Origin of the sequence: Psychrobacillus sp. BM2, from assembly GCF_048572895.1 — a bacterium.
Classification (GTDB): domain Bacteria; phylum Bacillota; class Bacilli; order Bacillales_A; family Planococcaceae; genus Psychrobacillus.
In genome coordinates this window covers 4,044,985-4,071,832 of record NZ_CP183878.1, presented here as the reverse complement: position 1 = coordinate 4,071,832, position 26,848 = coordinate 4,044,985, and the positions used below count along the sequence as shown (strand labels likewise).

The 26,848-nt window shown below is 39.5% G+C and carries 23 protein-coding genes, 1 tRNA gene, 4 rRNA genes, 1 other RNA gene and 1 other annotated feature; of the genes, 3 read left to right on the top strand and 26 right to left on the bottom strand.

Features of this window, described 5'->3' with window-relative positions; all coding sequences use genetic code 11:
- Window positions 1-7: 7 nt before the first annotated feature.
- The 19 genes from rsmI to ffs form a co-directional block, all read right to left on the bottom strand.
- Window positions 8-886 (bottom strand): 16S rRNA (cytidine(1402)-2'-O)-methyltransferase, encoded by an 879-nt coding sequence (rsmI, locus tag ACN6MX_RS20055; RefSeq protein ID WP_419962675.1) that lies wholly within the window; start codon window positions 884-886, stop codon window positions 8-10.
- Window positions 886-1,149, bottom strand: a complete 264-nt coding sequence (locus ACN6MX_RS20050) for a GIY-YIG nuclease family protein (RefSeq protein ID WP_419960514.1) — start codon at window positions 1,147-1,149, stop codon at window positions 886-888. The genes rsmI and ACN6MX_RS20050 overlap by 1 nt, the downstream gene beginning before the upstream one ends.
- On the bottom strand, window positions 1,136-1,882 hold the full coding sequence (locus ACN6MX_RS20045; protein ID WP_419960513.1) for a tRNA1(Val) (adenine(37)-N6)-methyltransferase: 747 nt from the start codon (window positions 1,880-1,882) through the stop codon (window positions 1,136-1,138). Before ACN6MX_RS20045 ends, ACN6MX_RS20050 begins: the two co-directional genes overlap by 14 nt.
- A gap of 64 nt (window positions 1,883-1,946) precedes the next feature.
- Window positions 1,947-2,300 (bottom strand): DNA replication initiation control protein YabA, encoded by a 354-nt coding sequence (yabA, locus tag ACN6MX_RS20040; protein ID WP_419960512.1) that lies wholly within the window; start codon window positions 2,298-2,300, stop codon window positions 1,947-1,949.
- 12 nt (window positions 2,301-2,312) lie between these two features.
- On the bottom strand, window positions 2,313-3,143 hold the full coding sequence (locus tag ACN6MX_RS20035) for a PSP1 domain-containing protein (protein ID WP_419960511.1): 831 nt from the start codon (window positions 3,141-3,143) through the stop codon (window positions 2,313-2,315).
- Window positions 3,136-4,146: a DNA polymerase III subunit delta' gene (gene holB, locus ACN6MX_RS20030; RefSeq protein ID WP_419960510.1), complete on the bottom strand. Its 1,011-nt coding sequence runs from the start codon at window positions 4,144-4,146 to the stop codon at window positions 3,136-3,138. Before holB ends, ACN6MX_RS20035 begins: the two co-directional genes overlap by 8 nt.
- A gap of 137 nt (window positions 4,147-4,283) precedes the next feature.
- A complete protein-coding gene (locus ACN6MX_RS20025; RefSeq protein ID WP_419960509.1) occupies window positions 4,284-4,724 on the bottom strand; it encodes a YaaR family protein in 441 nt (146 codons plus the stop codon).
- Window positions 4,725-4,748: 24 nt separating this feature from the next.
- Window positions 4,749-5,078 (bottom strand): cyclic-di-AMP receptor, encoded by a 330-nt coding sequence (locus ACN6MX_RS20020; protein WP_093276576.1) that lies wholly within the window; start codon window positions 5,076-5,078, stop codon window positions 4,749-4,751.
- A 45-nt stretch (window positions 5,079-5,123) separates the two neighbouring features.
- Window positions 5,124-5,765 carry a dTMP kinase gene (tmk, locus tag ACN6MX_RS20015; protein WP_419960508.1) on the bottom strand — a complete coding sequence of 214 codons (642 nt, stop codon included), beginning with the start codon at window positions 5,763-5,765 and terminating at the stop codon, window positions 5,124-5,126.
- Between the two features lie 2 nt (window positions 5,766-5,767).
- Window positions 5,768-7,192, bottom strand: coding sequence for an aminotransferase class I/II-fold pyridoxal phosphate-dependent enzyme (locus tag ACN6MX_RS20010; RefSeq protein ID WP_419960507.1), 1,425 nt, complete (start codon window positions 7,190-7,192; stop codon window positions 5,768-5,770).
- 177 nt (window positions 7,193-7,369) lie between these two features.
- Window positions 7,370-7,485, bottom strand: a 5S ribosomal RNA gene (rrf, locus tag ACN6MX_RS20005).
- A gap of 183 nt (window positions 7,486-7,668) precedes the next feature.
- Window positions 7,669-10,597, bottom strand: a 23S ribosomal RNA gene (locus ACN6MX_RS20000).
- Between the two features lie 196 nt (window positions 10,598-10,793).
- Window positions 10,794-12,347, bottom strand: a 16S ribosomal RNA gene (locus ACN6MX_RS19995).
- Together the 16S, 23S and 5S rRNA genes form the textbook arrangement of a ribosomal RNA operon.
- 224 nt (window positions 12,348-12,571) lie before the next feature.
- The gene (locus ACN6MX_RS19990) at window positions 12,572-12,829 is read right to left on the bottom strand and encodes a pro-sigmaK processing inhibitor BofA family protein (protein ID WP_419960506.1); all 258 of its coding nucleotides are present in this window, start codon (window positions 12,827-12,829) and stop codon (window positions 12,572-12,574) included.
- A 59-nt stretch (window positions 12,830-12,888) separates the two neighbouring features.
- Window positions 12,889-13,104, bottom strand: coding sequence for a YaaL family protein (locus ACN6MX_RS19985; protein WP_419960505.1), 216 nt, complete (start codon window positions 13,102-13,104; stop codon window positions 12,889-12,891).
- A 14-nt stretch (window positions 13,105-13,118) separates the two neighbouring features.
- A complete protein-coding gene (recR, locus tag ACN6MX_RS19980) occupies window positions 13,119-13,715 on the bottom strand; it encodes a recombination mediator RecR (RefSeq protein WP_090571068.1) in 597 nt (198 codons plus the stop codon).
- 12 nt (window positions 13,716-13,727) lie between these two features.
- Entirely contained in the window at window positions 13,728-14,048 is a 321-nt protein-coding gene (locus ACN6MX_RS19975) for a YbaB/EbfC family nucleoid-associated protein (RefSeq protein WP_419960504.1), read from the bottom strand.
- A gap of 14 nt (window positions 14,049-14,062) precedes the next feature.
- A complete protein-coding gene (dnaX, locus tag ACN6MX_RS19970; protein WP_419960503.1) occupies window positions 14,063-15,811 on the bottom strand; it encodes a DNA polymerase III subunit gamma/tau in 1,749 nt (582 codons plus the stop codon).
- 151 nt (window positions 15,812-15,962) lie between these two features.
- An RNA gene (gene ffs / locus ACN6MX_RS19965) (signal recognition particle sRNA large type) lies at window positions 15,963-16,230 on the bottom strand.
- A gap of 242 nt (window positions 16,231-16,472) precedes the next feature.
- Here ffs and ACN6MX_RS19960 point away from each other — a divergent pair.
- Window positions 16,473-16,565, top strand: a tRNA-Ser gene (locus ACN6MX_RS19960).
- 175 nt (window positions 16,566-16,740) lie between these two features.
- Here the strand turns inward: ACN6MX_RS19960 and ACN6MX_RS19955 are convergent.
- From ACN6MX_RS19955 to ACN6MX_RS19945, 3 genes are all read right to left on the bottom strand, one after another.
- On the bottom strand, window positions 16,741-17,409 hold the full coding sequence (locus tag ACN6MX_RS19955; protein WP_419960502.1) for a deoxynucleoside kinase: 669 nt from the start codon (window positions 17,407-17,409) through the stop codon (window positions 16,741-16,743).
- Between the two features lie 4 nt (window positions 17,410-17,413).
- Window positions 17,414-18,046 carry a deoxynucleoside kinase gene (locus tag ACN6MX_RS19950; RefSeq protein ID WP_419960501.1) on the bottom strand — a complete coding sequence of 211 codons (633 nt, stop codon included), beginning with the start codon at window positions 18,044-18,046 and terminating at the stop codon, window positions 17,414-17,416.
- 105 nt (window positions 18,047-18,151) lie between these two features.
- Window positions 18,152-19,288 (bottom strand): glycosyl hydrolase family 18 protein, encoded by a 1,137-nt coding sequence (locus ACN6MX_RS19945; RefSeq protein WP_419960500.1) that lies wholly within the window; start codon window positions 19,286-19,288, stop codon window positions 18,152-18,154.
- A 69-nt stretch (window positions 19,289-19,357) separates the two neighbouring features.
- On the opposite strand from ACN6MX_RS19945, the gene tadA reads away from it, so the two are divergent.
- Window positions 19,358-19,837, top strand: a complete 480-nt coding sequence (gene tadA / locus ACN6MX_RS19940; RefSeq protein ID WP_419960499.1) for a tRNA adenosine(34) deaminase TadA — start codon at window positions 19,358-19,360, stop codon at window positions 19,835-19,837.
- A gap of 21 nt (window positions 19,838-19,858) precedes the next feature.
- Here tadA and serS read toward each other — a convergent pair whose 3' ends face one another.
- The gene (serS, locus tag ACN6MX_RS19935) at window positions 19,859-21,133 is read right to left on the bottom strand and encodes a serine--tRNA ligase (RefSeq protein ID WP_419960498.1); all 1,275 of its coding nucleotides are present in this window, start codon (window positions 21,131-21,133) and stop codon (window positions 19,859-19,861) included.
- 53 nt (window positions 21,134-21,186) lie between these two features.
- Window positions 21,187-21,406: a binding site (T-box leader), on the bottom strand.
- 249 nt (window positions 21,407-21,655) lie between these two features.
- Between serS and ACN6MX_RS19930 the strand changes: the two genes are divergently transcribed.
- A complete protein-coding gene (locus tag ACN6MX_RS19930) occupies window positions 21,656-23,068 on the top strand; it encodes a PLP-dependent aminotransferase family protein (RefSeq protein ID WP_419962674.1) in 1,413 nt (470 codons plus the stop codon).
- Window positions 23,069-23,096: 28 nt separating this feature from the next.
- On the opposite strand, the gene ACN6MX_RS19925 is transcribed toward ACN6MX_RS19930, so the two are convergent.
- The 3 genes from ACN6MX_RS19925 to rrf (ACN6MX_RS19915) all read right to left on the bottom strand — a co-directional run bounded on the left by ACN6MX_RS19925 (window position 23,097) and on the right by rrf (ACN6MX_RS19915) (window position 26,836).
- The gene (locus ACN6MX_RS19925) at window positions 23,097-24,431 is read right to left on the bottom strand and encodes a serine hydrolase (RefSeq protein ID WP_419960497.1); all 1,335 of its coding nucleotides are present in this window, start codon (window positions 24,429-24,431) and stop codon (window positions 23,097-23,099) included.
- A 143-nt stretch (window positions 24,432-24,574) separates the two neighbouring features.
- Window positions 24,575-26,041 (bottom strand): IMP dehydrogenase, encoded by a 1,467-nt coding sequence (gene guaB, locus ACN6MX_RS19920; RefSeq protein ID WP_419960496.1) that lies wholly within the window; start codon window positions 26,039-26,041, stop codon window positions 24,575-24,577.
- A gap of 679 nt (window positions 26,042-26,720) precedes the next feature.
- Window positions 26,721-26,836 (bottom strand): 5S ribosomal RNA (rrf, locus tag ACN6MX_RS19915).
- Between the last annotated feature and the right edge of the window lie 12 nt (window positions 26,837-26,848).

Sequence of the window (26,848 nt, the reverse complement as noted above, 5' to 3'; positions counted from 1 at the left end):
TGCATTGCTAATCTATATGATAATTTTGATAGACTTCTCTTTTAGATAGGCCTCTTTGGATCGCCACTTCTTTAATAGCTTCCTTTGAAGTACAATGTTTCTCTTCTATTAGTTGGTCCACATGCTCTTCCATTGTTAGTTTTGACCACCATGGTGTTTCTTCACTTATTTCTACTGCATTTTCATTTCCTTCTAACACAATACAGAACTCTCCTCGAATTTCTGCCTGTTCCACCCACTCAATAGCTTCGTCAATCGTACCTCTTAAAAACTCTTCAAACTTCTTAGTTAGCTCTCGTGCTAATACAATCTTGCGTGTCCCATCTATGATAGACTGCATATCCCGTAAAGATTCCTTTAAGCGATGTGGTGACTCATATAAAATAACGGACTCTTGTCTTTTTTGTAGCTTTTCAATTTCTACTTTTCTTTCTTTTTTATTGCGACTTAAAAAGCCATAAAAGAAAAATGGTTGTGTTGTCAGTCCGGATGCAATTAGTGCACTAAGTGCAGCATTTGCTCCAGGGACTGGCACAACAGCAAATCCTTCTTTTACTGCTTTAGCAGCAATATCTGCACCAGGATCGGAAATACAAGGAAGACCCGCATCACTAACTAACGCTATACGTTTTCCCTCTCTCAACAACTCCAATAGTTTTTCTCCACCAGCTTGTAGGTTATGGTCGTGATAACTTATTAGTGGCGTCGAAATCTCAAAGTAGTTACACAGTTTTTTTGTATTTCTTGTATCCTCTGCTGCAATAATATCTACTTCTTTTAATATCCGAATAGCTCTCATCGTCATGTCTTCTAAGTTACCAATGGGTGTTGCAACTAAATACAAGCAGCTACTATGTTCATGCTCGGTCGATTTTTGAGATTTCATCATTTACTTGCCCCCATATAATTTATTTTTTGTTTTCTCGTCAGCTGCTTAAAAGCATATTCTGCTTGCATAGCCTCTTGCTTCGTTTCGTACAATTCACTATATATACAACTAACTGGCCGCTTGGCACGTGTATACTTTGCTCCCTTTCCTTCATTATGTACTTTTATTCTTTTCTCTAAATTATTCGTATAACCAGCATAATAAGATCCGTCCTTACATTCTAACACGTAAAAAGTATGCTGTTTTTCACTCTTTTCCATACAGCATCTCTTTTACTTCTTGCGTATATTTTCCATCATCTCCATACACATATAAAGGCGGCAATATCCTCAAGTCAGGCTTTCCATCTTTTATACCTTCAATCAGCAATGTGTTAGCTTCTTTTCCTTCTTTTGGATAGACAAAACGAATTCTTTTTGGCTCTAATCGATTAGCTCTCATTGCAGTTACGATATCGAGAAGTCTTCCAGGACGATGAACAAAGGAAGCTTTCCCACCCTGTTTTAATAACTCGCTTGCAGATTGAACTGCTTCATCCAAGGTAAGATAAATCTCATGTCGGGCAATCGCTAAATGCTCTTTTAAGTTTTTCTCACTTGCCTCATGCGCTGGAAAATAGGGAGGATTACAAGTAACAACATCAAATTTTTCGGAACCAATCTCTTTAGCAATACCCTTTACATCTGCTTCCATAATAGTAATTTGGTCGTTGAGATTATTGAACTGAACACTTCTTGTAGCCATATCTGCTAATCTTTCTTGTAATTCCACTCCTATAATTTCAGCATTTGTTCGAGCACTTAGAAATAATGGGATCGCCCCATTTCCTGAACAAATATCTACAATTTTCCCCTTTTTAATCGGTACATATGTAAATCTTGATAGCAATACTGCATCCAAAGAAAAGGAGAAGACAGAAGGACTTTGAATAATGCGTAAATCCTCTGCCAATAAATAATCGAGCCTTTCGTCATCCTTTAACCATTGTTCCATAACTTTTACCCCCAAGCAAAATAAAAGACTGACACCCACTTATGGAGTGGCATCAGTCAATTGATTAGCTGTTTTGTTTATTTAAAAATGAAAGACAAAATAGACAATCTTCTTCTTTACGAGAGCTTCCAAAGTGAACATGACATACATGGTAGCCTTCTTGATAAAGTCGAGCTAAATTATCATGGCCCTCTCCTACATCAAACTTGTTCAATTTCTCATCTCTCATTTTTTCGAGCATCATTTCTTTTTCATGCATTTCATCGAGTCGTTGTCTTAAATGATTATTCTCTTGTTGTAGCGCTTCACGTTCTTCAACCATTATCGCCACAAATTCTTTTAAAGCGCGAAATTGCAGCTGCGTGGACTCTAATTGTTTTTCAAAATCTATAATTGTATCAAAAAAATTGCGGTCCATCACACATTCACCTCATTGCCCCGACCATTGCACCTGATTTGTTGCATGGTTTGTAATTTCTTCTAACGTATAATCTAGAACACGTTGTGGATCAGGTAGTTCTATACGTAAAACTCGCTCCAAAATATTCATACTCACTACTCTACCTAACCCATCAGGTGTTTCAACTCTGTCTCCAATATCCGGCATTTGTTCTCTAGCAGTCTCGTATTCATCGTTCTCGTACTTTAAGCAGCACATAAGTCGACCACAAAGTCCAGAAATTTTAGATGGATTCAGTGATAAGTTTTGATCTTTCGCCATTTTTATAGAAACTGGCTCAAAATCTCCTAAAAATGTAGAACAGCAAAGCATACGACCACATGGGCCTATACCACCTAACATTTTTGCTTCATCACGAACTCCAATTTGTCTAAGTTCAATACGAGTTCTAAATACTGAGGCTAAATCTTTTACCAAATCCCGAAAGTCTACGCGACCTTCTGCAGTAAAATAAAAAATAATTTTATTCCGGTCGAATGTATATTCAACGTCTACCAACTTCATTTCAAGATTTCTTTCGATAATCTTTTCAGTCCCTAGCGCAAGTGCTTGAGCTGATTCTAACCTATTTTCTTCTACTTGGATACGATCTTTATCCGAAGAAGGCCTTACTACTTGTTTTAGAGGAAGTACAACGTCATGTTCTCCGACTTGCTTAATCGGAACCACCACTTTTCCATACTCTACTCCTCTTGCAGTTTCGACGATTACATAATCATCTTTCTCTAAAGCAAAATCCACTGGATCAAAATAATATATTTTACCCGCTTTTTTAAAGCGGACTCCTACAACATTATACAAAAGTAAATCCCTCCTGCAGGTTAAGCATTAACTGCTCCATCATCAGTGTCCGATTCATATTTTTATGCAAGTTTTGCTTTGCATGTAAAATCATTTCTAATTGCTTCGATAATTGCTCATACGTTGTTTGCAGGGCAATCTGTTTCCAATAAGAAATCATATCTGGAAAAGTACAATCTGCGATGGGACTTGCTTTTATAGCTACTATATCACGATATGCAAATAGTAGTAAATCTAACGCTTGTTCGGCCTGCTCTTTCTCTTTAAGCAATGATCCAAAATCTTCATGAATACACATCAATGCATCCTGAACACTTCTTCCATTCGCTTCAACCAATTTTAACACTGATTTCCTTACAAGTCCAAACTGCTCATCTTTCGCCAAACTAATTGCTTCTTCTACTTGATTCGTCATTTTACAAACAGTAGAAGCCATAGAATCAGTGATTCCCTCTTCTATTAACTTCTGTTTTAAGATAGCAGTAGGCATTGGAGATAAACTTAAATGCTGACATCTGGATCGAATAGTTGGAAGTAAAGCATGCATTCTATCGGTTAATAGAATGGCTGTTATCTCGCTTTGAGGCTCTTCTAAAAACTTTAATAGCGTGTTTGCAGCACTTGCATTTAATTGGTCTGCATGATGTATTACATAAATCTTTCGTTGCTTTTCAATAGTAGTTTTACTTAATGCATGAACCAGTTCATCTACTTGTCCTTTTTTTATGAACTGTCCATCAGGTTCTAGTTGCATATAGTTAAGGTGATTGAAGGATTTTAATCTTTTACATGATCGACATGTTTCACATGGAACATTATTTACTGGATCTTCACAAAAAAGAAGCTGAACAAAAAATTGCATGACTTTCTCTTTCCCAGTTCCTTTAGCCCCTTCCAAGATATAGGCATGTCCGATTCGATTTTTAGATACAATCATTTGTAATTGTTTGACTACGGTGGGTTGCAATCTTTCTACACCCTCAATCGACCAGTTTTCCATCATTTTCACCACTTTCTAAAGAAAAGCTTTATCCCTTATGCAAGTCCTGACTGATTTTGGAGCAAAGCAAATAAGAGTTATAAACATATACTTTCTTGTGAAAAATCCCGCGTTTCGCATTATGCGAAAACACGGGAAACTTACGTGTATAAATTAATAAGTAAGCCTTTTATCTCTCCGATTTTATCTAACAAGTCTATAGAACTTTTTTCTTGGTTTAAAATTTCTTCCGCTAATTCAACTAATTTTTCATCAATAGTTTCCACCAGTTTCAACTTTCTTCCTTCGCCAAAACGGTTCCATGTATGAGACTGTTTTAATCCCATTCCAAAATCGACAGCTTCATGTAAAAACTTTCGGATAAGCATTTTAAACTTGGCCATATCACGTAAGTTTCGAGAGCGCGCTAGACGATCCCCTGCTGTGGAAATATCTCCGAGAAGTCTTGTCATAGTATCCGTCTGCATGCGCTGTTCATGTTTTGTAATCATTTGACCAAATTTAACAGACTGATTTCCATTCTGCATGGCATCTTTTCGAATACTATCTATACCAACACGCATATCTTGGTTAATCTTCACTGTTTACTACTCCTTCCTTCATTGTTAAAAATGATGGAATTGTTCAATTGGGAGTACAAATACAGTAGCCCCTCCAACCTCAACCTCGACTGGATATGGAATATAAGAGTCTGCATTTCCTCCCATTGGAGATACTGGTGCTACCATTTGCTCTCTCGCTCTACAGTTGTCTCTTATTAGCTCTAGAGCAGAAGCTACTAGTGAGTCATCAGTACCGATTAGAAATGTAGTATTTCCGGACCGTAAAAAACCACCTGTACTTGCCAGTTTTGTTGCTCTAAACTTTGCCTTTGTTAATGCATTAGACAACCGATTACTATCCTGATCTTGAACTACTGCTACTATCAATTTCATCGATACTCACCCCTATTAGTATTTTTTCTTTTATTATACCATGAATTATCTAATAATTTCTAATTCCCGCTTGATGACTGTATATGTTTCTTCTAACACTTTCTCTACCGATTGAGAGGCATCAATTACTTGTATACGTTCCGGATACTTTTCAACTAACGCTAAATAACCAGCTCGTACCTTTTGATGAAATGCTAAATTTTCCACATCTAATCGGTTTTTTTCTCGGTCCTTATGTGCGTTAATTCTAGATAACCCCACCTCAGGATCCACATCAAATAGAACTGTTTTTTCCGGCATTGTGTCTCCAATAGCAAACTTATTAATAGCCCATATTTCCTCTACTCCAATACCACGAGCAAAACCTTGATATGCTAGTGAGCTATCAATAAATCTATCACAAATCACAATTTTTCCAGCTTCTAAAGCAGGTAGAATCTTCTCTACTAAATGTTGTCTTCTTGCAGCAGCATATAATAATGCTTCAGTACGGCCTTCCATCATTGTATGCTCATTATTTAAAATTATGTTACGAATCTTTTCGGAAATCATAATTCCTCCAGGCTCTCTTGTCATTACAACATCGTAGCCTTCTTCCATTAATCGTTTTCCTAATAAATTCATAACAGTTGTTTTCCCTGCACCTTCTGGACCCTCACTTGTTATAAAATACCCTCTTTTTTGCACAGTTACTCCTCCACTACAAATATTAACTTTTCTTCTAATCGATGTTCTCCTTGAAACAATGCACCTTTTTGAATCCACTCTTCTAATTCGGTAAGTATGGGAACCGTAATTTTTTCGCCCGGTAAGATTAACGGGATACCTGGAGGATAAGGAACAATCATCCCCTTAGCTATCCTTCCAATCGCTCGTACATAAGGAATCCATTCCCCTTGTTTTTCACTTAGCAACTCCATATTCATCTGCAAAGTAGAAATAGATTTTTGTTCTATATGATACAAATTATTATTCATAAGATCTGGAATTTCATTTTTTAGATTATCTATAGCATATTTTATTCGCTTTCTTATCTCTGCAAATGCATATTCGTGTTCAACTTTAAGTAACGGGAGAATGAGCAGGACTTGGTATATATCCGCTAGCTCCACATATACATTTTGATTCTCAAAAGCTTGCTGTACCTGGAAACCTGAATACTTTCCAACACGTATTAATAGTTTTAATGGATCGTCTACTTGAACCACTTCGATTAACGGAATAGTTTCTAAAGCTTCGATAAACACTTCTCTTTTATCCATCAACTGCTTAAAATCCATCGGGCTATATCTTTCCACATAACTTCTTGCATCATCAAGAGAGGCTAAGACTAAATAAGAAGGGCTGCTCGATTGCAGCATTCTTAAGTATTTATTTACTTTTTGGCTATCAATCAATTGAGAACGAATATGTAAAAATGAACCCATTGTTAAAGCTGGTAACGTTTTATGTGCTGACTGAACAACTACATCAGCTCCATACATTAACGCTGAATTTGGAAATCCATTATGTGCATGAAAATGTGCACCATGGGCTTCATCTACTAACACAGGTAATTCTAGTCTATGACATAGTCTGATGATATTCTCTAAGTCCGGAGAGGAAACCCCATAATAATTTGGATAGGTTAAGACAACTGCTTTGGCAAAAGGAAACTGTTGAATTGCTTCTTCGATTACCTCTAATGATACATAGGATGCCGTTTTTGATTGTTCATCCCATTCAGGGGATACAAAAATAGGCTCTGCCCCAACCAATTCAATAGCATGAAAAATAGATTTATGTGCATTCCTTTGTACAATAATTTGCTCTCCATACCGACAAGTTGCATAAATCATAGCTAGGTTTCCAATCGTCGTGCCATTCACTAAAAAGAAACTTTTATCTGTGTTATATAGCTTAGTTAGTAATTGCTCTGCTTCTTTAATAGTTTCCTCTGGCTGATGATAATCATCCAGTCCATTTAATTCAGTCAAGTCATACAGCATCGAGTCTTTAATAAGTCGTGGCAAATTGGATAAAAGTCCATGCTTATGTCCAGGCACATGAAAAGAAATCGGCTTTTTCTTATGAAATTGTTCCAATGCCTCGACTAATGGTCTTTTCTCTTGCATTATATTACCTCACTATACGTTCTAATTTCTTTCTTCTATTATACATGAATAATTCCCAGTAAAGACGGTAGGCAACTTATTTCTGACAGGTTTTTCTTTGAATATCTATTAATAATAATGAAAAAACTATACAAAAAAGGTCGTTACCGATAATTCGGTAACGACCTTTTCTTTGGTGCCCAGCGACGTCCTACTCTCACAGGGGGAGACCCCCAACTACCATCGGCGCTGAAGAGCTTAACTTCCGTGTTCGGTATGGGAACGGGTGTGACCTCTTCGCCATCATCACTAGACTCTTCGGCTTTCAATATACGGCGCATTGCGTTGTCAACTTCATTCGTTCTGTCAGTCACGTACGTTAGTACGTTCCTTCCTTCTCTCAATCGTTTCCTAGCACTGCTTGTATCTTGAAACCCTCATATATAGAGTGCTTGTTCACTCAAAACTGGATAAACGACATTGGAACTGAAACAAATTTGGTTAAGTCCTCGATCGATTAGTATTCGTCAGCTGCACGTGTCGCCACGCTTCCACCCCGAACCTATCTACCTCATCGTCTTTGAGGGATCTTACTTACTTGCGTAATGGGAAATCTCATCTTGAGGGGGGCTTCGTGCTTAGATGCTTTCAGCACTTATCCCGTCCACACATAGCTACCCAGCGATGCTCTTGGCAGAACAACTGGTACACCAGCGGTGTGTCCATCCCGGTCCTCTCGTACTAAGGACAGCTCCTCTCAAATTTCCTACGCCCACGACGGATAGGGACCGAACTGTCTCACGACGTTCTGAACCCAGCTCGCGTACCGCTTTAATGGGCGAACAGCCCAACCCTTGGGACCGACTACAGCCCCAGGATGCGATGAGCCGACATCGAGGTGCCAAACCTCCCCGTCGATGTGGACTCTTGGGGGAGATAAGCCTGTTATCCCCGGGGTAGCTTTTATCCGTTGAGCGATGGCCCTTCCATGCGGAACCACCGGATCACTAAGCCCGTCTTTCGACCCTGCTCGACTTGTAGGTCTCGCAGTCAAGCTCCCTTCTGCCTTTACACTCTTCGAATGATTTCCAACCATTCTGAGGGAACCTTTGGGCGCCTCCGTTACACTTTAGGAGGCGACCGCCCCAGTCAAACTACCCGCCTGACACTGTCTCCTACCCGGGTTACGGGTATGGGTTAGAATTTCAATACAACCAGGGCAGTATCCCACCGACGCCTCCTCCGAAGCTGGCGCTCCGGGCTCTAAGGCTCCTGCCTATCCTGTACAAGTTGCACCAAAATTCAATATCAAGCTATAGTAAAGCTCCACGGGGTCTTTCCGTCCTGTCGCGGGTAACCTGCATCTTCACAGGTACTATAATTTCACCGAGTCTCTCGTTGAGACAGTGCCCAGATCGTTACGCCTTTCGTGCGGGTCGGAACTTACCCGACAAGGAATTTCGCTACCTTAGGACCGTTATAGTTACGGCCGCCGTTTACTGGGGCTTCAATTCGCACCTTCGCTTGCGCTAAGCACTCCTCTTAACCTTCCAGCACCGGGCAGGCGTCAGCCCCTATACTTCACCTTACGGTTTTGCAGAGACCTGTGTTTTTGCTAAACAGTCGCCTGGGCCTATTCACTGCGGCTCTTCTAGGCTATGCACCCAAAAGAGCACCCCTTCTCCCGAAGTTACGGGGTCATTTTGCCGAGTTCCTTAACGAGAGTTCTCTCGCTCACCTTAGGATTCTCTCCTCGACTACCTGTGTCGGTTTGCGGTACGGGCACCTATCACCTCGCTAGAGGCTTTTCTTGGCAGTGTGAAATCAGGAACTCCGGACATACGTCCTCGCCATCACAGCTCAATGTTAGAGAATGCGGATTTGCCTACATTCACACCTTACTGCTTGGACATGCATAACCAACAGCATGCTTACCCTATCCTTCTGCGTCCCCCCATTACTCAAACGGTGGTTTGGTGGTACAGGAATATCAACCTGTTATCCATCGCCTACGCCTATCGGCCTCGGCTTAGGTCCCGACTAACCCTGAGCGGACGAGCCTTCCTCAGGAAACCTTAGTCATACGGTGGACGGGATTCTCACCCGTCTTTCGCTACTCATACCGGCATTCTCACTTCTAAGCGCTCCACCAGTCCTTCCGGTCTGACTTCAACGCCCTTAGAACGCTCTCCTACCACTGATACCATAGGTATCAATCCACAGCTTCGGTGATTTGTTTAGCCCCGATACATTTTCGGCGCAGCGTCACTCGACCAGTGAGCTATTACGCACTCTTTAAATGATGGCTGCTTCTAAGCCAACATCCTGGTTGTCTAAGCAACGCCACATCCTTTTCCACTTAACAAATACTTTGGGACCTTAGCTGGTGGTCTGGGCTGTTTCCCTCTTGACTACGGATCTTATCACTCGCAGTCTGACTCCCAAACATAAATCATTGGCATTCGGAGTTTGTCTGAATTCGGTAACCCGGGATGGGCCCCTAGTCCAAACAGTGCTCTACCTCCAAGATTCTAACGTTTGAGGCTAGCCCTAAAGCTATTTCGGAGAGAACCAGCTATCTCCAGGTTCGATTGGAATTTCTCCGCTACCCACACCTCATCCCCGCACTTTTCAACGTGCGTGGGTTCGGACCTCCAGTAAGTGTTACCTTACCTTCATCCTGGACATGGGTAGATCACCTGGTTTCGGGTCTACGACCACATACTCATTCGCCCTATTCAGACTCGCTTTCGCTGCGGCTCCGTCTTCTCAACTTAACCTTGCATGTAATCGTAACTCGCCGGTTCATTCTACAAAAGGCACGCTATCACCCATTAACGGGCTCTAACTACTTGTAGGCACACGGTTTCAGGATCTATTTCACTCCCCTTCCGGGGTGCTTTTCACCTTTCCCTCACGGTACTGGTTCACTATCGGTCACTAGGTAGTATTTAGCCTTGGGAGATGGTCCTCCCGGATTCCGACGGAATTTCACGTGTTCCGCCGTACTCAGGATACACTCAAGAGAGAATAAATTTTGGACTACGGGGCTTTTACCCTATCCTGCGGACCTTTCCAGATCGCTTCGTCTAACTCATTCCTTTGTAACTCTATGTAGAGTGTCCTACAACCCCAAGAGGCAAGCCTCTTGGTTTGGGCTATTCCCGTTTCGCTCGCCGCTACTCAGGGAATCGATTTTTCTTTCTCTTCCTCCAGGTACTTAGATGTTTCAGTTCCCTGGGTGTGTCTCAGATGCGCTATGTATTCACGCAAATGTACTGCTCCATTACGAACAGTGGGTTTCCCCATTCGGAAATCTCCGGATCAAAGCTCACTTACAGCTCCCCGAAGCATATCGGTGTTAGTGCCGTCCTTCGTCGACTCCTAGTGCCAAGGCATTCACCGTGCGCCCTTATTAACTTAACCTAAAAGTTAAAAAGTCTTACACGTCGTGATTACGTAAATAATCACAACAGAATTTCTTGTTGTTTATTGTTTCAATGTCGTTTTATCCAGTTTTCAAAGAACAAGTATCGAATCTTCATATAAAAATGAACATTCAAAACTGAACTGCAAAACGTTAAGATACAGATAAAGATCTGTATTCCGATATTATCCTTAGAAAGGAGGTGATCCAGCCGCACCTTCCGATACGGCTACCTTGTTACGACTTCACCCCAATCATCTGTCCCACCTTCGGCGGCTGGCTCCCGTAAGGGTTACCCCACCGACTTCGGGTGTTACAAACTCTCGTGGTGTGACGGGCGGTGTGTACAAGGCCCGGGAACGTATTCACCGTGGCATGCTGATCCACGATTACTAGCGATTCCGGCTTCATGTAGGCGAGTTGCAGCCTACAATCCGAACTGAGAACGGTTTTATGGGATTTGCTCACCCTCGCGGGGTTGCGACCCTCTGTACCGTCCATTGTAGCACGTGTGTAGCCCAGGTCATAAGGGGCATGATGATTTGACGTCATCCCCACCTTCCTCCGGTTTATCACCGGCAGTCACCTTAGAGTGCCCAACTGAATGCTGGCAACTAAGATCAAGGGTTGCGCTCGTTGCGGGACTTAACCCAACATCTCACGACACGAGCTGACGACAACCATGCACCACCTGTCACCGCTGTCCCCGAAGGGAAAACTCTATCTCTAGAGCGGTCAGCGGGATGTCAAGACCTGGTAAGGTTCTTCGCGTTGCTTCGAATTAAACCACATGCTCCACCGCTTGTGCGGGCCCCCGTCAATTCCTTTGAGTTTCAGTCTTGCGACCGTACTCCCCAGGCGGAGTGCTTAATGCGTTAGCTGCAGCACTAAGGGGCGGAAACCCCCTAACACTTAGCACTCATCGTTTACGGCGTGGACTACCAGGGTATCTAATCCTGTTTGCTCCCCACGCTTTCGCGCCTCAGCGTCAGTTACAGACCAGAAAGCCGCCTTCGCCACTGGTGTTCCTCCAAATCTCTACGCATTTCACCGCTACACTTGGAATTCCGCTTTCCTCTTCTGTACTCAAGTCCCCCAGTTTCCAATGACCTTCCACGGTTGAGCCGTGGGATTTCACATCAGACTTAAAGGACCGCCTGCGCGCGCTTTACGCCCAATAATTCCGGACAACGCTTGCCACCTACGTATTACCGCGGCTGCTGGCACGTAGTTAGCCGTGGCTTTCTAATGAGGTACCGTCAAGGTACGAGCAGTTACTCTCGTACTTGTTCTTCCCTCACAACAGAGTTTTACGATCCGAAAACCTTCTTCACTCACGCGGCATTGCTCCATCAGACTTTCGTCCATTGTGGAAGATTCCCTACTGCTGCCTCCCGTAGGAGTCTGGGCCGTGTCTCAGTCCCAGTGTGGCCGATCACCCTCTCAGGTCGGCTACGCATCGTCGCCTTGGTGAGCCGTTACCTCACCAACTAGCTAATGCGCCGCGGGCCCATCCTGTAGTGACAGCCGAGACCGTCTTTTAACATCTCCCCATGAGAGGAAATGGATTATTCGGTATTAGCCCCGGTTTCCCGGAGTTATCCCAATCTACAGGGCAGGTTGCCCACGTGTTACTCACCCGTCCGCCGCTAAATCAGAAGAAGCAAGCTTCTTCGTCATTCGCTCGACTTGCATGTATTAGGCATGCCGCCAGCGTTCGTCCTGAGCCAGGATCAAACTCTCCATAATAGAGAACTTAAAAAGCTCATTTGTTTTGCTGGCATCATCATTAAATGATGTCAAAAATTGTTTTGCTATCAAACTAACTAAGTTAGCTGATTGCTATATTTCTTAACGTTTTGCATGTTCAGTTTTCAATGTTCATGTTGTCTACCAGAATGTGTTACCTCTTGGCGACTTCTACAATATTACTCGCTTTACTTAATGAAGTCAACACTTTTTAAAAACTTTTTTTAAATTAACATAGAAATCGCTACAACGGAGATTACTCCGGGTATGCCTAACGCTGCTGCAACAGCCCCTGTGAACAAATTTACGGGTATTGCATAACCTATCGAACCAAGTAATAAATGCACTCCATATAACAATAGTACAGAAAAACCTAAACGAAATAATAAAATAGACACACCTTCAAAAAACTTTGGAAATGAATTTCTAAATAACAAAAAAGATAACAGCACAAGCGAACATATAATGATAATAAACTTCATGAGTTACACCCTCCATAAAATCATATCTATCATTATATGTAGCTAGTACATCTATTATGCTATTTTAGAACGACATTTCGAATCCTTGCTTCTTTATATAAATAGAAGTGGATACTTTCTGCCATTTTCCTTTTAGCAACTGCCTCTAAATCATAGTCATTTAAATAATCCTCTATTAACTGAGCTTGCTGCCACTCTTCTTTTGTGTCTTTCATGAGCGTTACAAATTGCTCATCAAATTCTTTTTTCAGTTTTCCTTTTTTAGAAAACATCACAGTAACCCATCCCCCTACAACTCTCGACGACCTTCTAGAGCTTTAGACAGAGTTACTTCATCCGCATACTCTAAATCTCCACCTACAGGTAAACCATGAGCAATTCTTGTTGTTTTAATACCAGACGGTTTGACAAGACGTGAAATATACATCGCCGTTGCTTCCCCTTCTATTGTAGGATTAGTAGCTAATATTAGCTCTTCTATTTCGGTATCTTGTAATCTTTTCAAAAGTGAAGGTACGTTGATATCTTCTGGACCTATTCCATCCATAGGAGAAATCGCACCGTGAAGTACGTGGTATCGTCCATTGTAATCTCTCATTTTTTCCAACGCAATTACATCTTTTGTGTCTTGAACCACACAGATTAAAGATGCATCTCTTTGCTGATCCTGACATATATGACAAGGATCAATATCTGTTATATGCCCACACACAGAACAAAAACTTAAATTTCGTTTGGCATCAACTAAAGCTTTCGCAAAATCTAAAACAGTATCTTCTTTCATGGTTAAGACAAAAAAAGCCAGACGGGCCGCGGTTTTCGGCCCTATTCCTGGCAATTTCATAAAACTATCAATTAGTTTTGATATCGGTTCAGGATAATGCATTTATAATTCCTCCTAGAACATGCCAGGAAGGTTCAATCCTTTCGTGAATTGACCCATTGTGGAGTTCGCTGTATCTTCTGCTTTTTTTATCGCTTCGTTTGTAGCAATGACGATTAAATCTTGAAGCGTTTCAATATCATCTGGATCTACAACTGCTGGATCTAGTTCTACTTCCAATACTTCTTTTTGTCCAGAAACTACAACTTTCACCATACCACCACCAGCAACTGCTTCAAATCGTTGTGTAGCTAACTCTTCTTGTGCCTCCGCCATCTTCTTTTGCATTTTTTGCATTTGTTTCATCATACCTTGCATATTTCCCATTCCACGCATAATTATTTTCCTCCTTAGTCATCATGTACTTCTACAAATTCTTTTCCAAACAATTTCTCTGCTTCCACTATCAGCGGATCCTCTGTTACCTGTTCCATCGTTTGTAATAGTTCCATCGAGCCTGATGGTTCAGACAGATTTTCTTCCTCATTCTCTTGAGTGCCTTGTTTTAAACCATTTTGTTTAATAAAATCTTCTCTGATCTTCAACCAATTTTCCTCTGGTACGTATAAAACTTCATACATAGTCCCAGTCAGGTTAGCAATTAACTGGGGAAATGAAGTGGAAAATGTTTTGTTCTCCATAGCCATTTGGCAATGTATATCATACTTGAATTTTAACACAAATGCATTAGAAGATGCTGCTACTGGCTCTGCATCGTTTAATAATGCTGCATGAGACTTTTGTAATTGTTGTAAAATATTTGCCCACTGAGATTTAATCGTTTGGATATCGGTTTTTGTGGCTGTTTTCAAGATTTCTTGTATTCGACCACTTGACACTTTAACGCCACCAGATGACTTTTGTCTTTGACGCTTCGGTTGATCTTGTGTTCCAGTGTTAGCTTGCGAAAACGTTCCTTGACTTAATTGCTGTTGCAATTGTTGCAATTGAGTTTCTAGTAATTTCACCTTTGTTTCTAATTCCGAGTTGCTCTCATTTGAGAACGTTCCTTCCACTGGCACATGTGCCATTCGAATTATCGCTGTTTCTAGATACACTTTCGCGTGATTGGAAAAACGCATCTCTTGTTGTGTATTCGTCAAGATGGAAATACCTTTATATAAGGCATCTACTTGAAACTTAGAAGCAAGCTCTAAAAACATAGAGTCCCCTGTTGCAATTTCTAGTAATTCAGTTTGCTCTGGAGCAACAAGTAAAACAAGCAAGTCTCTATAGAAAGTTATAAAATCCTCTGTTAATCGAACTGGATCCTTGCCATCTTCTATTAGCTTTTCTATGCATGCTAGTGCCTTTGCTATATCTTTGTCTATCAAAGCATCTGCTAATTGAAAAAACACGTCCTGTCCAATTGAACCAGTTACAAGTAGTGCATCTTCAATCGTCATTTTATCTGCACTGAATGACACGACTTGATCCAGCATGCTAAGTGCATCACGCATACCACCTGCGGCTGCTTGCGCAATAATTTTTAGTACATCTTCATCGTATTCAATTTTAGCATCCGTTAAAACTTCTTCCATACGAGAAACGATATCACTTGATGTAATTCGTTTAAAATCAAAACGCTGACATCTAGAAATAATAGTTAATGGAATTTTATGCGGCTCTGTTGTTGCCAATATGAACACGGCATGTGTTGGTGGTTCTTCTAATGTTTTCAGTAATGCGTTGAATGCACTTGTGGAGAGCATATGCACCTCATCGATGATATACACTTTGTATTTAGCATTAGAAGGGGCAAACCGAACTTTTTCAATAATATCGCGCATTTCTTCTACCCGTGAATTAGAAGCTGCGTCAAATTCAATCACATCTGTATTCGAACCTTCTGTTATACTTTTACATGTTTCACATGTATTACAAGGTTCTTTTGCTGGACCATTTTCACAGTTCAAAGCCTTCGCAAAAATTTTTGCTGCACTTGTTTTACCTGTTCCACGTGGTCCTGAAAATAAATACGCATGTGTTGTTTTGTTATAAAGGAGGGCATTTTGAAGAGTTTGCTTAATATGAGTTTGACCGGACATTTCCGCAAACGATTGTGGCCGATAAGCACGGTAAAAGGCTTGATACGACACTAATTTCCCTCCTTCTCATTTCTAATTGTTAATGATCTCTATTATAACATAAAGCCTAATAGAGTTCGCTTATTTGTGTATAGTAGATTTTTTTCCAAATAAAAAAACTCACTTGTCTCTTAGACAAATGAGTTGAAATTTAAAATAAAAGCCGTGCACCTTCCTTCGATTGAAACACATAAGCGGCACCTTTGTCGTTAACTCGGTTTAGGCTACCCCGCGGCACATGAGAAAACACCACTTAATGCTGCTTCCTTCCGGACCTGACATGGTTCATGGGTACCCATTGCGCAGGACCCAAACGTCAACATCACGTGCAAATACCAGACCCTACATGTATTCAACCTCAGAGAAGGAGTTCAGTCTCGCTAGAGCGGATTGCGAGTTACAAGACACCGCTACCTTCCCACCTAGCACGGCATTTACTAGTATACTTTTTTTATAGACAAAAATCAATGATAACGCATATATAAATTTTATCTACATTACTATCTTTTTGTAACTGATAGGAAAACATTTAAAATATTTGTGCTACAATTTGCTTTCTTTTTCAAGAAAGTTCGAATAAATATCATTTAAAATTTCTACTTAGAACAACAGAAATTTAATAAAAATATGTTGACTTTCATTTTTATCCGTGATAAATTAGTTCTTGTACTTCGGAGGAATACCCAAGTCTGGCTGAAGGGATCGGTCTTGAAAACCGACAGGCGGGTCATACCGCGCGGGGGTTCGAATCCCTCTTCCTCCTCCATTTTAAATACACACACGCATAAATTTGAGATTGAATTCGTTACGTTGGTAACGAATTTTTCTTACAACATAGTGTTCAGAATATTGAGAAGGTAGCGAATTTCGTTATCTTCTTTTTTTGTTAAGAAAATAACTTATATAAAAATCCTCCTGCATAAGATACAGGAGGATTTTGTTTATTTACGAATAATAGCTGTTTGTTCCATGAAGTGACCAATACGTTCTAAGATTGCCTCTACGTCATCTGGGTTTGTCAAAATATCATAATCATTAATATTTAAACGAAGTACTGGGCAACCATTAAATGCATCAATCCATTTCTCGTATCGCCCATGCATCTCTTCCCAATAAGAGATAGGTGTTTGCTGCTCCATTGGGCGACCTCTATCATGAATCCGATCAATAATGTCATCCATTGATCCTTCCAAATAAATCAGTAAGTTTGGATGTGGAAAATATGGTGTCATTACCATCGCTTCAAACAAGCTTGTATACGTTTCATGATCCACTGGATCCATCGTACCTTTTTCCTTATGCATTTGTGCAAATATTCCTGTATCCTCGTAAATAGAACGATCTTGGATAAATCCTCCGCCATACTCAAACATCCTTTTTTGCTCTTTAAACCGCTCAGCCAAAAAGTAGATTTGTAAATGGAAGCTCCATTTATTAAAATCCTCGTAGAAACGATCTAAATAAGGGTTTGTATCCACTTTTTCAAAAGATGTTTTAAAATGTAACGCTTCTGCTAATGCTTTAGTCATTGTTGATTTACCTACACCCACAGTTCCTGCGATTGTAATAACTGCACTAGAAGGTATGCCATACTTCTCTCTTAAACTCATTGTTTTAATAACTCCTTTTATGTAATGTTGCATCTACTTTTTCTAAAATTATTTGTAGGTCCTGTCCATTTTGAACAAAATCTATCTCATCTCCATTAAATCGAAGAACGGGTACTTCTGGATGCTTTTTCTCGAAGTTATTGATAAACATACGATAATCAGCTGAGAGCTGCTCTAAATAGTCAGGGCTAATTTTTTTTTCGAAATCTCTTCCGCGCATATCAATTCGCCCGAGAAGTACATCTATACTTGCATCTATATATATGACCATATTAGGAACCGGCATATCTTTCGTCAAAATTTGATAGATAGATTCATACTTTTCATATTCTACTTCACTCAACGTACGTTTTGCGAAAATTAGATTTTTGAAAATATGGTAATCTGCAACTACTGGATTTTCATTTGATAAATATTTTTTCTCTATATCACTTAATTGTTTATAACGATTACACAGAAAAAACATCTCTGTTTGGAAACTCCATTCTGCAATATCCTCGTAAAACTTATTTAAAAAAGGATTTTCATCCACAATCTCTTTTAATAATTCAAATTGGTATTTAGTCGCAATAGCTTTGGCTAAGGAAGTCTTACCAACCCCTATTGGACCTTCTACCGTTATAAATGGAATGGACATAAGTTTAACCTCACTCTAAGATTTCAAGTCGTATCTTCTATTTTAACACACGCTGAAAATGAAAAATAGAGCAAATCCACCTTTCCAAGGAAAGGCTAATTTGCTCTATATTTTCTTCACTTGGAACATTTCGTGAAGTAAATACCAATTTTGTGGAAAATCAAAACCACTGTGCCAATATGCAATTCCTCGTAGCTGTAATTCTTTCAAAAGTTTGAACTTAGCTTGAATAGATCGTGCATCTTCAAACCATACCTCATGTTCAATACCATCCTGCCAATAATGGAAGAATGGTGCCTGCGCATTTTGATCGTATTCAATTGCCGCATTTCGATCCTTGGCTAATTGAATTGCCTGCTGTGGGCTTATTGCTTTAGCATTTGGATTTCCTACTTTATATGGTAAAGTCCAATCATATCCATACAAGTTCTGCCCCATCATAATTTTACTTGGAATTATTTCTGTTTTTGCATATTCCAATACTCTGCGAACAGGTCCAATTGGTGAAACTGCCATTGGTGGTCCCCCACTATATCCCCACTCATAAGTCATAATGACAACAAAGTCTGCCACTTCACCCAATGCTTTATAATCAAATGCTTCATACCATTTTCCTGGTTGATCGGCACTTGTTATAGGAGGAAGTGTTACGGATATTACATACCCTTTGGCAAATTCTTTGAATTCTTTTATAAAGTTCACGTAATTTTCTCTGTCCTCAGCATCCATATACTCAAAATCTATATGAATATGAGTAGTTCCTCTTTTTTCTGCCTCTGCCACCGATTGTTCAAATAAGTTCATCTTTACTTTTTCATCTGTAAAAATAGTATGAGCTAGGGAACTATTAAACGCATAATTTTCGATATTCGCTATGACAATAACTGTTTCTACCTGATGCTCTTTTGCAATCTCACTTAATGTACTCCAATTCATCTTCGTTAATGATCCATCTCGTAGCACTTCATACGAAAACGGCATCATATAAGTTAAATTTGAGGCCACTTTCTCTACTTGTTCTAGCACACGTTCCGAGGGTAATTCAGTATACCATTCCACGTATAAATTTGTTTCAATGGTAGGTCTATTTGGACTTGGGGTCGATGGTAGTACTAGCGCCTGACCGACTACTAATACATCAGGATCAGGAATTTCGTTAATAGTTACTATACTTTCTACTGTTGTTCCGAACCGTTTGGCGATTGCATAAATACTATCTCCCTGTTTAACTATATGGATCAATGCATCACTCCTTCATCATAGAGTATGCATGTTGTCAAAAAAACATGCTACACTATGCAAAAGGAGTCGATGAGTATGGACGAGTATTATATGAATTTAGCCATAGAAGAAGCAAAAAAAGCAGCCGCCATTGGCGAAGTTCCCATAGGTGCAGTAATCGTACATAAGGATCAAGTTATAGCAAAAGGCTATAACTTAAGAGAAACAACCCTAAATGCCACTACACATGCAGAACTACTTGCGATTCAAGATGCCTGTACAACATTAAATAATTGGAGACTTGAAGAAACAACACTATATGTTACCTTAGAGCCTTGCCCGATGTGCGCAGGAGCCATTTTACAGTCCCGTATACCTCGAGTAGTTTATGGAGCAAGAGATGCAAAGGCTGGATGTGTGGATTCTCTTTACCGACTATTGAATGATGAACGATTTAATCATTGCTGTGAAGTGACAGAAGGCGTTTTAGCGGAGGAATGTGGTAATATACTCACTCAATTTTTTCGTAATCTTCGTGAGCAAAAAAAGAACCAGAAACGCAGTTTATAGCGAATCTGGTTCTTTTTATAATTATTTTATAACTGTTTTTCCACCCATATAAGGAATTAGAACTTCTGGAACTACTACTGTTCCATCCGCTTGTTGATAGTTTTCTAAAATAGCTGCAACCGTGCGTCCTAGAGCTAATCCACTACCATTTAAAGTGTGCACATACTCAGGCTTTCCTCCAGCTTCACGGCGGAAACGAATTCCGGCACGTCGAGCTTGGAAATCTTCAAAGTTACTGCAAGATGAAATTTCTTTATATTCACCATAGCTTGGCAACCAAACTTCTAAATCGTATTTCTTCGCAGCTGTAAAGCCTAAATCTGCTGTACACATATGAAGTTTACGATATGGCAGACCTAGTAGTTGTAATACTTTTTCAGCATGACCAGTTAAAAGTTCTAACTGCTCATAAGAATCTTCAGGCTTCACAAAACGAACTAACTCAACTTTGTTAAATTGATGTTGACGTATTAATCCACGAGTATCACGACCAGCAGAACCAGCTTCAGAACGGAAACAAGCACTATAGGCAGTGAATGCTTGCGGAAGTTCCGCCCCATCTAATATTTCATCTCTATAAAAATTCGTTACAGGTACTTCCGCTGTTGGTATTAAGAAGTAATCCTCTTCTCCAATTAGAAAAGCATCCTCTTCAAACTTTGGAAGTTGCCCAGTGCCTGTAAGACTTGCACGATTTGCTAAATAAGGTGGAAGCATTTCTTCATAGCCATGCTCTTCTGCATGCAAATCCATCATGAAATTTAACAGTCCGCGTTCTAGTCTAGCTCCTAAACCACGATAAAATGCAAAACGACTTCCGGTCACTTTTGAAGCACGTTCAAAATCTACTAATTTTAAATCTGTTGCAATATCCCAATGTGCTTTCGTTTCAAAATCAAATGAAGGAACTTCTCCCCATTTAAATATTTCAACATTATCATCCTCAGAGTCACCAATCGGCACACTGTCATGTGGAATATTAGGGATACGCATCATCATATATTCAAACTTTTCTTCCACATCTCGTAACTCATCATCTAAAGCTTTTATTTGATCCCCTACTTCACGCATACGTGCAATAAGATCATCTGCATTTTCTTTATTTCTTTTCATTAATGATATCTTTTGAGAAAATTCATTTCTTTCAGCCTTTAACACTTCCGTTTTCGCAATTAATTCACGACGTTTCTGATCTAAAGGTTGGAATTGATCAAACTCCGAAATATCTTCACCTCGCTTAGCTAGTTTTGCTTTTACTGTTTCATAATTATCTCGTACAAATTTTACATCTAACATAAATAATTCCTCCTTAAAATTTTCGAAAACGCAAAAAAGCCCCCATCCCATGAAAAAGGGACGAGAGCATACCCGCGTTGCCACCCTGATTGATCCAGTCATAGACTTAAATCCACTTACTTGTACTGTAACGGCTTTTCAACCGGCACGACTTACTAATAATTCAGCCGCACAACTCAAAGGACGGATTCACAAGTGTTTATATCAGCTTCCACCATCCGCTGACTCTCTAAAAAAAACGAGCTTGTTACTGCTTCCTATCATCGTTTTTGGTTCATGAAATTACTCATACTTTACTATACGTAAACCTCATTTGCAAGTCTTTCCTTAATCATCCTTGTAAAATATGTCGTAATTCCATCTTTACCTTTTAGCTTCGGTTGAAATGAGCAACATTATAAATAACCCCGTCTTTTCATCTTTGCTTTCTTTCTAATATCTTTATAAAGTTTAGTATAATAAAATATGACCCTCCAATAATTATCAAAAACAAATAAAAAAAGTGGTCAGATTGGAGAAATGATGGATTTCTTAATGTTTCAGCTAATACAAGAATCAAAAACTCCACTATATGAACAACTATATCGTGCTATAAAAGAAGCAATTATAAACGGTACAATCGAAGAAGGCATTAAGCTTCCCTCAAAGAGAAAGCTAGCTGATTATTTAGCTGTCAGTCAAACGACGATTGAATTTGCCTATAGCCAATTAGTCGCCGAAGGGTTTATCTCCTCTGAACCTAGACGTGGATATTTTGTACAAAGTTTAGAAGAATTAGCTATCATTGAACAGAATAGCCCCTCCATAATGCAAGAAGAAAATAATATATCTTCTTTTTCTATTGAATTTTCTCCAGGGAAAATTGATACTGATTCATTTCCTTTTGCGACTTGGAGAAAATATGCGAAGGACATTGTAAACGATGAAAACAAAGATCTTCTTCAGTTAGGGCATCCTCAAGGAGATTACGGATTGAGACAGCAAATCTCTTCTTATTTGTTTCAATCTAGAGGAGTAAAAAGTACGCCTGAACAAATTATCCTAGGCTCAGGTACTGAACAAATTATGCCACTTATCATTCATTTACTAGGAGACAAAGCGGTGTATGGATTTGAAAATCCTGGATATCCTCTTACACATCATTTGTTTTTTAAAGATAGTAGAAAGTCTGTACCTATTCCGGTAGATGACGATGGGATCGTAGTAGCTAAATTAGAACAGACTTTTGCAAATGTGATGTACGTAACTCCCTCCCACCAATTTCCAACAGGAGCAGTATTATCGGCAACAAGGCGAAGCCAGTTACTCGCGTGGGCATACCAGCAGGATAATCGATATATTATTGAAGATGATTACGATAGCGAGTTTAGGTATACTGGTAAACCTATTCCTGCCCTCCAAGGTATCGATCAAAATGAGCGGGTTATTTATTTAAGTACGTTTTCTAAGTCACTAATGCCCTCCTTACGCATAGCCTATGCAGTATTACCAAAATCACTACTCTTACAATATAAACAACGATTTTCCTATTATTCTGCTACGGTTCCTAGAATGGATCAGCATATACTAGCAAACTTTATGGAGGATGGGTACTTCGCAAAACATTTAAATAAAATGAGAAAAATTTATAAGCGCAAGTTAGAGATTATTACGAAAACTATTATGCAATACGAGCCTACTGTTACAATCTCTGGAGAACAGGCAGGTATGCATATATTATTAACCATTCATACAACTAAAACAGAGACGGAATTAGTAAACCGTGCGAAGCAGGCTGACATTCGGATATATGGTCTTCAGGAATATATTTCATCAGAATTAGAGGAGAAGGCGGTTCCAAAGCTTGTATTAGGATTTGGAGGATTAAAAGTAGAAGAGGTTGCTTCCTCCATTCATCAATTAATGCATGCTTTAGAAATAACAAAAACACTGTAACTCCAATGAGCTACAGTGTTTTTGTTATTTAAAATAATCCGCCAATAAAATCTGTTGTGCTATTCCATAAGTTTGCGAAAAACTTACCAATACCTTGGAACATTAAACTAAACCAGCTAGCACGTTCTACATCCTCAGTAGTTACTACGTCCGTTTCTGCTGTATGATCAAGTATATAGCCATAGTCCGTTCCTTCTGATTTCTCTAAGTGAACTTTACCAACAACTGTATCCTTCTTAATATCTGCTTCAAGCTTTTCTTTACTTGCCGTAAATACGGGCTTGTACAATTCTTTTTCATTTGTCCTAACGACCATAGAAATAGGATTCTTTACAGCTATTGCTACTGTGTCCTCTTTCCCTTTTTCTACTTTTAATGTCTCTTGTTCTGGAATTTTATATCCTGCTGGAACAATCTCTTCTTTAGAAAATTGGGAGAAACCATAATCTAATAAGGCTCTTGTTGCATCAAAACGAGCCTTGTACGAACCATTTCCATTCGCATCTACCGCTTTCATTACAACAGAAATCACACGCATTCCGTTCTTTTGAGCAGTCGCAGTAAAGGAATGACCTGCAAATTCTGTTGTTCCAGTTTTTAATCCGTCTACACCTTCGTATTCGTAGATTAAACCTGGTAACATCCAGTTCCAGTTACTCATTTCTATTGCATCAGAAGTTCCTTTACGAAATGTTTTCTTAGGAATCTTTGTTGTTTCTAAAACCTCAGGAAAATCTTTCATTAAATAATAAGCTAGAGTTGCTACTGACTTTGCAGGCATAACGTTTTCATCAGAAGGACTGGTACTTGCTGGATGCATTCCTTGTAAGTCTTCATTGTTTAGACCTGAAGAATTGACAAATTTATAGCCTTCTAAGCCCATTTCTGCTGCTTTTTCATTCATCAGCTTTACAAAATTCTCTTCGGTTCCTGCAATTGTTTCAGCTATGGCAATAGTTGCTGCATTTGCTGAATATATAGCCATTGCTTCATAAAGTTCCCGAATAGAATAGCTACCATCCTCACGAAGTGGTACATTACTTAAACGACGATCTTGAGAGATTTTGTATGTATATTCAGTAACATTGTATTGTTGATCCCATGTCACTTTACCCTCTTCTATTGCTTCAAATAACAAATACTCCGTCATCATTTTCGTCATACTCGCTATACCTAACGATGACTCAGAATTCTTTTCATATAGAATTTTACCTGTTTCTGCATCGATTAAAATTGCTGCATCTACATTTAAATTCAAACTTTCCTCTGCTTTTGTAGCAGCAGGCATACCACATACTACTGACACAAGAAACATCGGAAGTACTAGCCACTTTATCATTGATGTCATCCAAACCTTCTTCACTATCGTACCTCCACCTTTTGTTTTTATCATTGCCCATTTTATCACACTTTAGCACGGTAGGGACACTTGTACACCAAAAAGCACCCATTCGACCTAGTTTAAGACGACGAATGAGTGCAAAAGTTTCTATATTACAAAATTACTTATGATAAAGAGTAATTTGGAGCCTCTTTTGTGATTTGAACATCATGCGGATGACTTTCACGTAATCCTGCTCCAGTCATACGGACAAATTGTGCATTTTCACGTAGAGCTTCAAGAGTTCCTGTCCCACAATATCCCATTCCTGCACGAACACCACCTAGTAATTGGTGAACAGTATCAGAAAGTGGTCCTTTATAAGGAAGACGACCTTCAATACCTTCTGGAACTAGTTTTTTTGCATCCTCTTGGAAATAACGGTCTTTTGAACCTTTTTCCATAGCTGCAATAGATCCCATTCCACGATAAGTTTTAAAACGTCTTCCTTGGAAAATTTCTGTCTCCCCTGGACTTTCTGTCGTGCCAGCAAGTAAGCTACCTAACATTACTACATGTCCACCCGCAGCTAACGCTTTTACGATATCACCTGAATACTTAATACCACCGTCAGCAATAATTGTTTTACCAGCCTTACGAGCCTCTGTAGCACAATCATATATAGCTGTAATTTGAGGAACCCCAACACCTGCTACAACACGAGTTGTACAAATAGAGCCAGGTCCAATACCAACTTTGACAACATCGGCACCTGCTTCAAATAAAGCCTTTGTTGCTTCACCAGTAGCTACATTTCCAGCAACAATATCTAGTTCCGGATATGCGTTACGAATCTCTTTTACTGTATCCATAACACCTTGAGAATGACCATGTGCAGTATCAATAACAATTACATCTACTTGTGCTTCTACAAGCTTCTGTACTCTTATCATCGTATCCTTCGTAACGCCTACTGCAGCACCTACTAACAAACGTCCATGATGATCTTTTGCAGCATTAGGGAATTCAATCACTTTTTCAATATCCTTAATTGTGATTAAGCCTTTTAGTTTTCCACTTTCATCAACGATAGGTAACTTTTCAATTTTGTATTGTTGAAGAATTTTTTCAGCATCCTCGAGAGTTGTTCCTACTGAAGCTGTAACCAATCGTTCCTTTGTCATTACATCATCTATTTTTAAAGAGTAATCCTGAATAAAGCGCAGATCACGGTTAGTGATAATGCCAACTAATTGTAAATCATCTTCATTGTTTACAATAGGGACACCTGAAATTCTATATTTCCCCATCAAATGTTCAGCATCATATACCTGATGTTCTGGAGTTAAAAAGAAAGGGTCTGTAATTACACCGTTTTCAGAACGTTTAACGGTTTGAACTTGTTCCGCTTGTTCTTCAATACTCATGTTTTTATGGATAACTCCAAGTCCACCTTGACGTGCCATTGAAATCGCCATTTTAGCTTCCGTTACCGTATCCATACCAGCACTAATCATCGGGATATTTAATTTAATTTTAGACGTTAATTGCACCGATAAATTGATATCCTTTGGTAATACTTCTGATTGAGCTGGAACTAATAAAACATCATCAAATGTTAAGCCTTCTTTTTGAAATTTAGATTCCCACATTTCGCTGAATTCCTCCTCGTTAAATAAATATTATTACAAGGTTATCAGCGCTTCACACAAGTGTCAAGAAACCTTGAATAATATGTTTATTCGGACTTTTCTTTCTTCAATGAGAAAGAGTTAAAATTCTGTTTAAACTAGCATAATAGTTACATAAGTAAAGGGATCTTTAAATGTTTGCTAGAACGAAGTTAGATGGAGATTTTCATTGAAACCTCTACTTAGTAGATTAGTAATCTTAAAGAACTATGGTCTTTAGATTAAAATCAACAATTACAAGAAAAGTACAAGTGAATTTTAAGAGAAAAAAATTTTCTGTTTCCGAAGTACCCCGGACTGACTTTGTTACATCATTACCATGGGATATCGAGTGAAGAAATGTGTTCCCTCTTATTTATACTAGAAGCCCCAGAATATACATTTGGAGAGCTCTAGCATAGTACTAGACGATAGATGTAAAGCTTATTGCAGAATCTTGACCTATACATTCAAAGGGCCACCAACATGTGCTATAAGAATAGCAATAAAGGCTCTCCATTTCTTTAATTGTTAGTCTTGAGTGACTCAAGGAGCTAATAAACCGGGTTAACCAATCCTACTTCTCTATTGATTAAATCTTACCATCAATACATACAAAAAAAGTCGCTACCGATTATTCGGTAACGACTTTTTCTTTGGTGCCCAGCGACGTCCTACTCTCACAGGGGGAGACCCCCAACTACCATCGGCGCTGAAGAGCTTAACTTCCGTGTTCGGTATGGGAACGGGTGTGACCTCTTCGCCATCATCACTAGACTCTTCGGCTTT

Bases quoted from the DNA above. Each gene is read 5' to 3' on its own strand.
- rsmI (WP_419962675.1), bottom strand. From the start codon at position 886: ATGAAATCTCAAAAATCGACCGAGCATGAACATAGTAGCTGCTTGTAT.
- ACN6MX_RS20050 (WP_419960514.1), bottom strand. From the start codon at position 1,149: ATGGAAAAGAGTGAAAAACAGCATACTTTTTACGTGTTAGAATGTAAG.
- ACN6MX_RS20045 (WP_419960513.1), bottom strand. From the start codon at position 1,882: ATGGAACAATGGTTAAAGGATGACGAAAGGCTCGATTATTTATTGGCA.
- yabA (WP_419960512.1), bottom strand. From the start codon at position 2,300: ATGGACCGCAATTTTTTTGATACAATTATAGATTTTGAAAAACAATTA.
- holB (WP_419960510.1), bottom strand. From the start codon at position 4,146: ATGATGGAAAACTGGTCGATTGAGGGTGTAGAAAGATTGCAACCCACC.
- ACN6MX_RS20020 (WP_093276576.1), bottom strand. From the start codon at position 5,078: ATGAAATTGATAGTAGCAGTAGTTCAAGATCAGGATAGTAATCGGTTG.
- ACN6MX_RS20010 (WP_419960507.1), bottom strand. From the start codon at position 7,192: ATGCAAGAGAAAAGACCATTAGTCGAGGCATTGGAACAATTTCATAAG.
- ACN6MX_RS19990 (WP_419960506.1), bottom strand. From the start codon at position 12,829: ATGAAGTTTATTATCATTATATGTTCGCTTGTGCTGTTATCTTTTTTG.
- recR (WP_090571068.1), bottom strand. From the start codon at position 13,715: ATGCATTATCCTGAACCGATATCAAAACTAATTGATAGTTTTATGAAA.
- ACN6MX_RS19975 (WP_419960504.1), bottom strand. From the start codon at position 14,048: ATGCGTGGAATGGGAAATATGCAAGGTATGATGAAACAAATGCAAAAA.
- ACN6MX_RS19955 (WP_419960502.1), bottom strand. From the start codon at position 17,409: ATGAGTTTAAGAGAGAAGTATGGCATACCTTCTAGTGCAGTTATTACA.
- ACN6MX_RS19950 (WP_419960501.1), bottom strand. From the start codon at position 18,046: ATGTCCATTCCATTTATAACGGTAGAAGGTCCAATAGGGGTTGGTAAG.
- tadA (WP_419960499.1), top strand. From the start codon at position 19,358: ATGAGTATGGACGAGTATTATATGAATTTAGCCATAGAAGAAGCAAAA.
- serS (WP_419960498.1), bottom strand. From the start codon at position 21,133: ATGTTAGATGTAAAATTTGTACGAGATAATTATGAAACAGTAAAAGCA.
- ACN6MX_RS19930 (WP_419962674.1), top strand. From the start codon at position 21,656: ATGGATTTCTTAATGTTTCAGCTAATACAAGAATCAAAAACTCCACTA.
- guaB (WP_419960496.1), bottom strand. From the start codon at position 26,041: ATGTGGGAATCTAAATTTCAAAAAGAAGGCTTAACATTTGATGATGTT.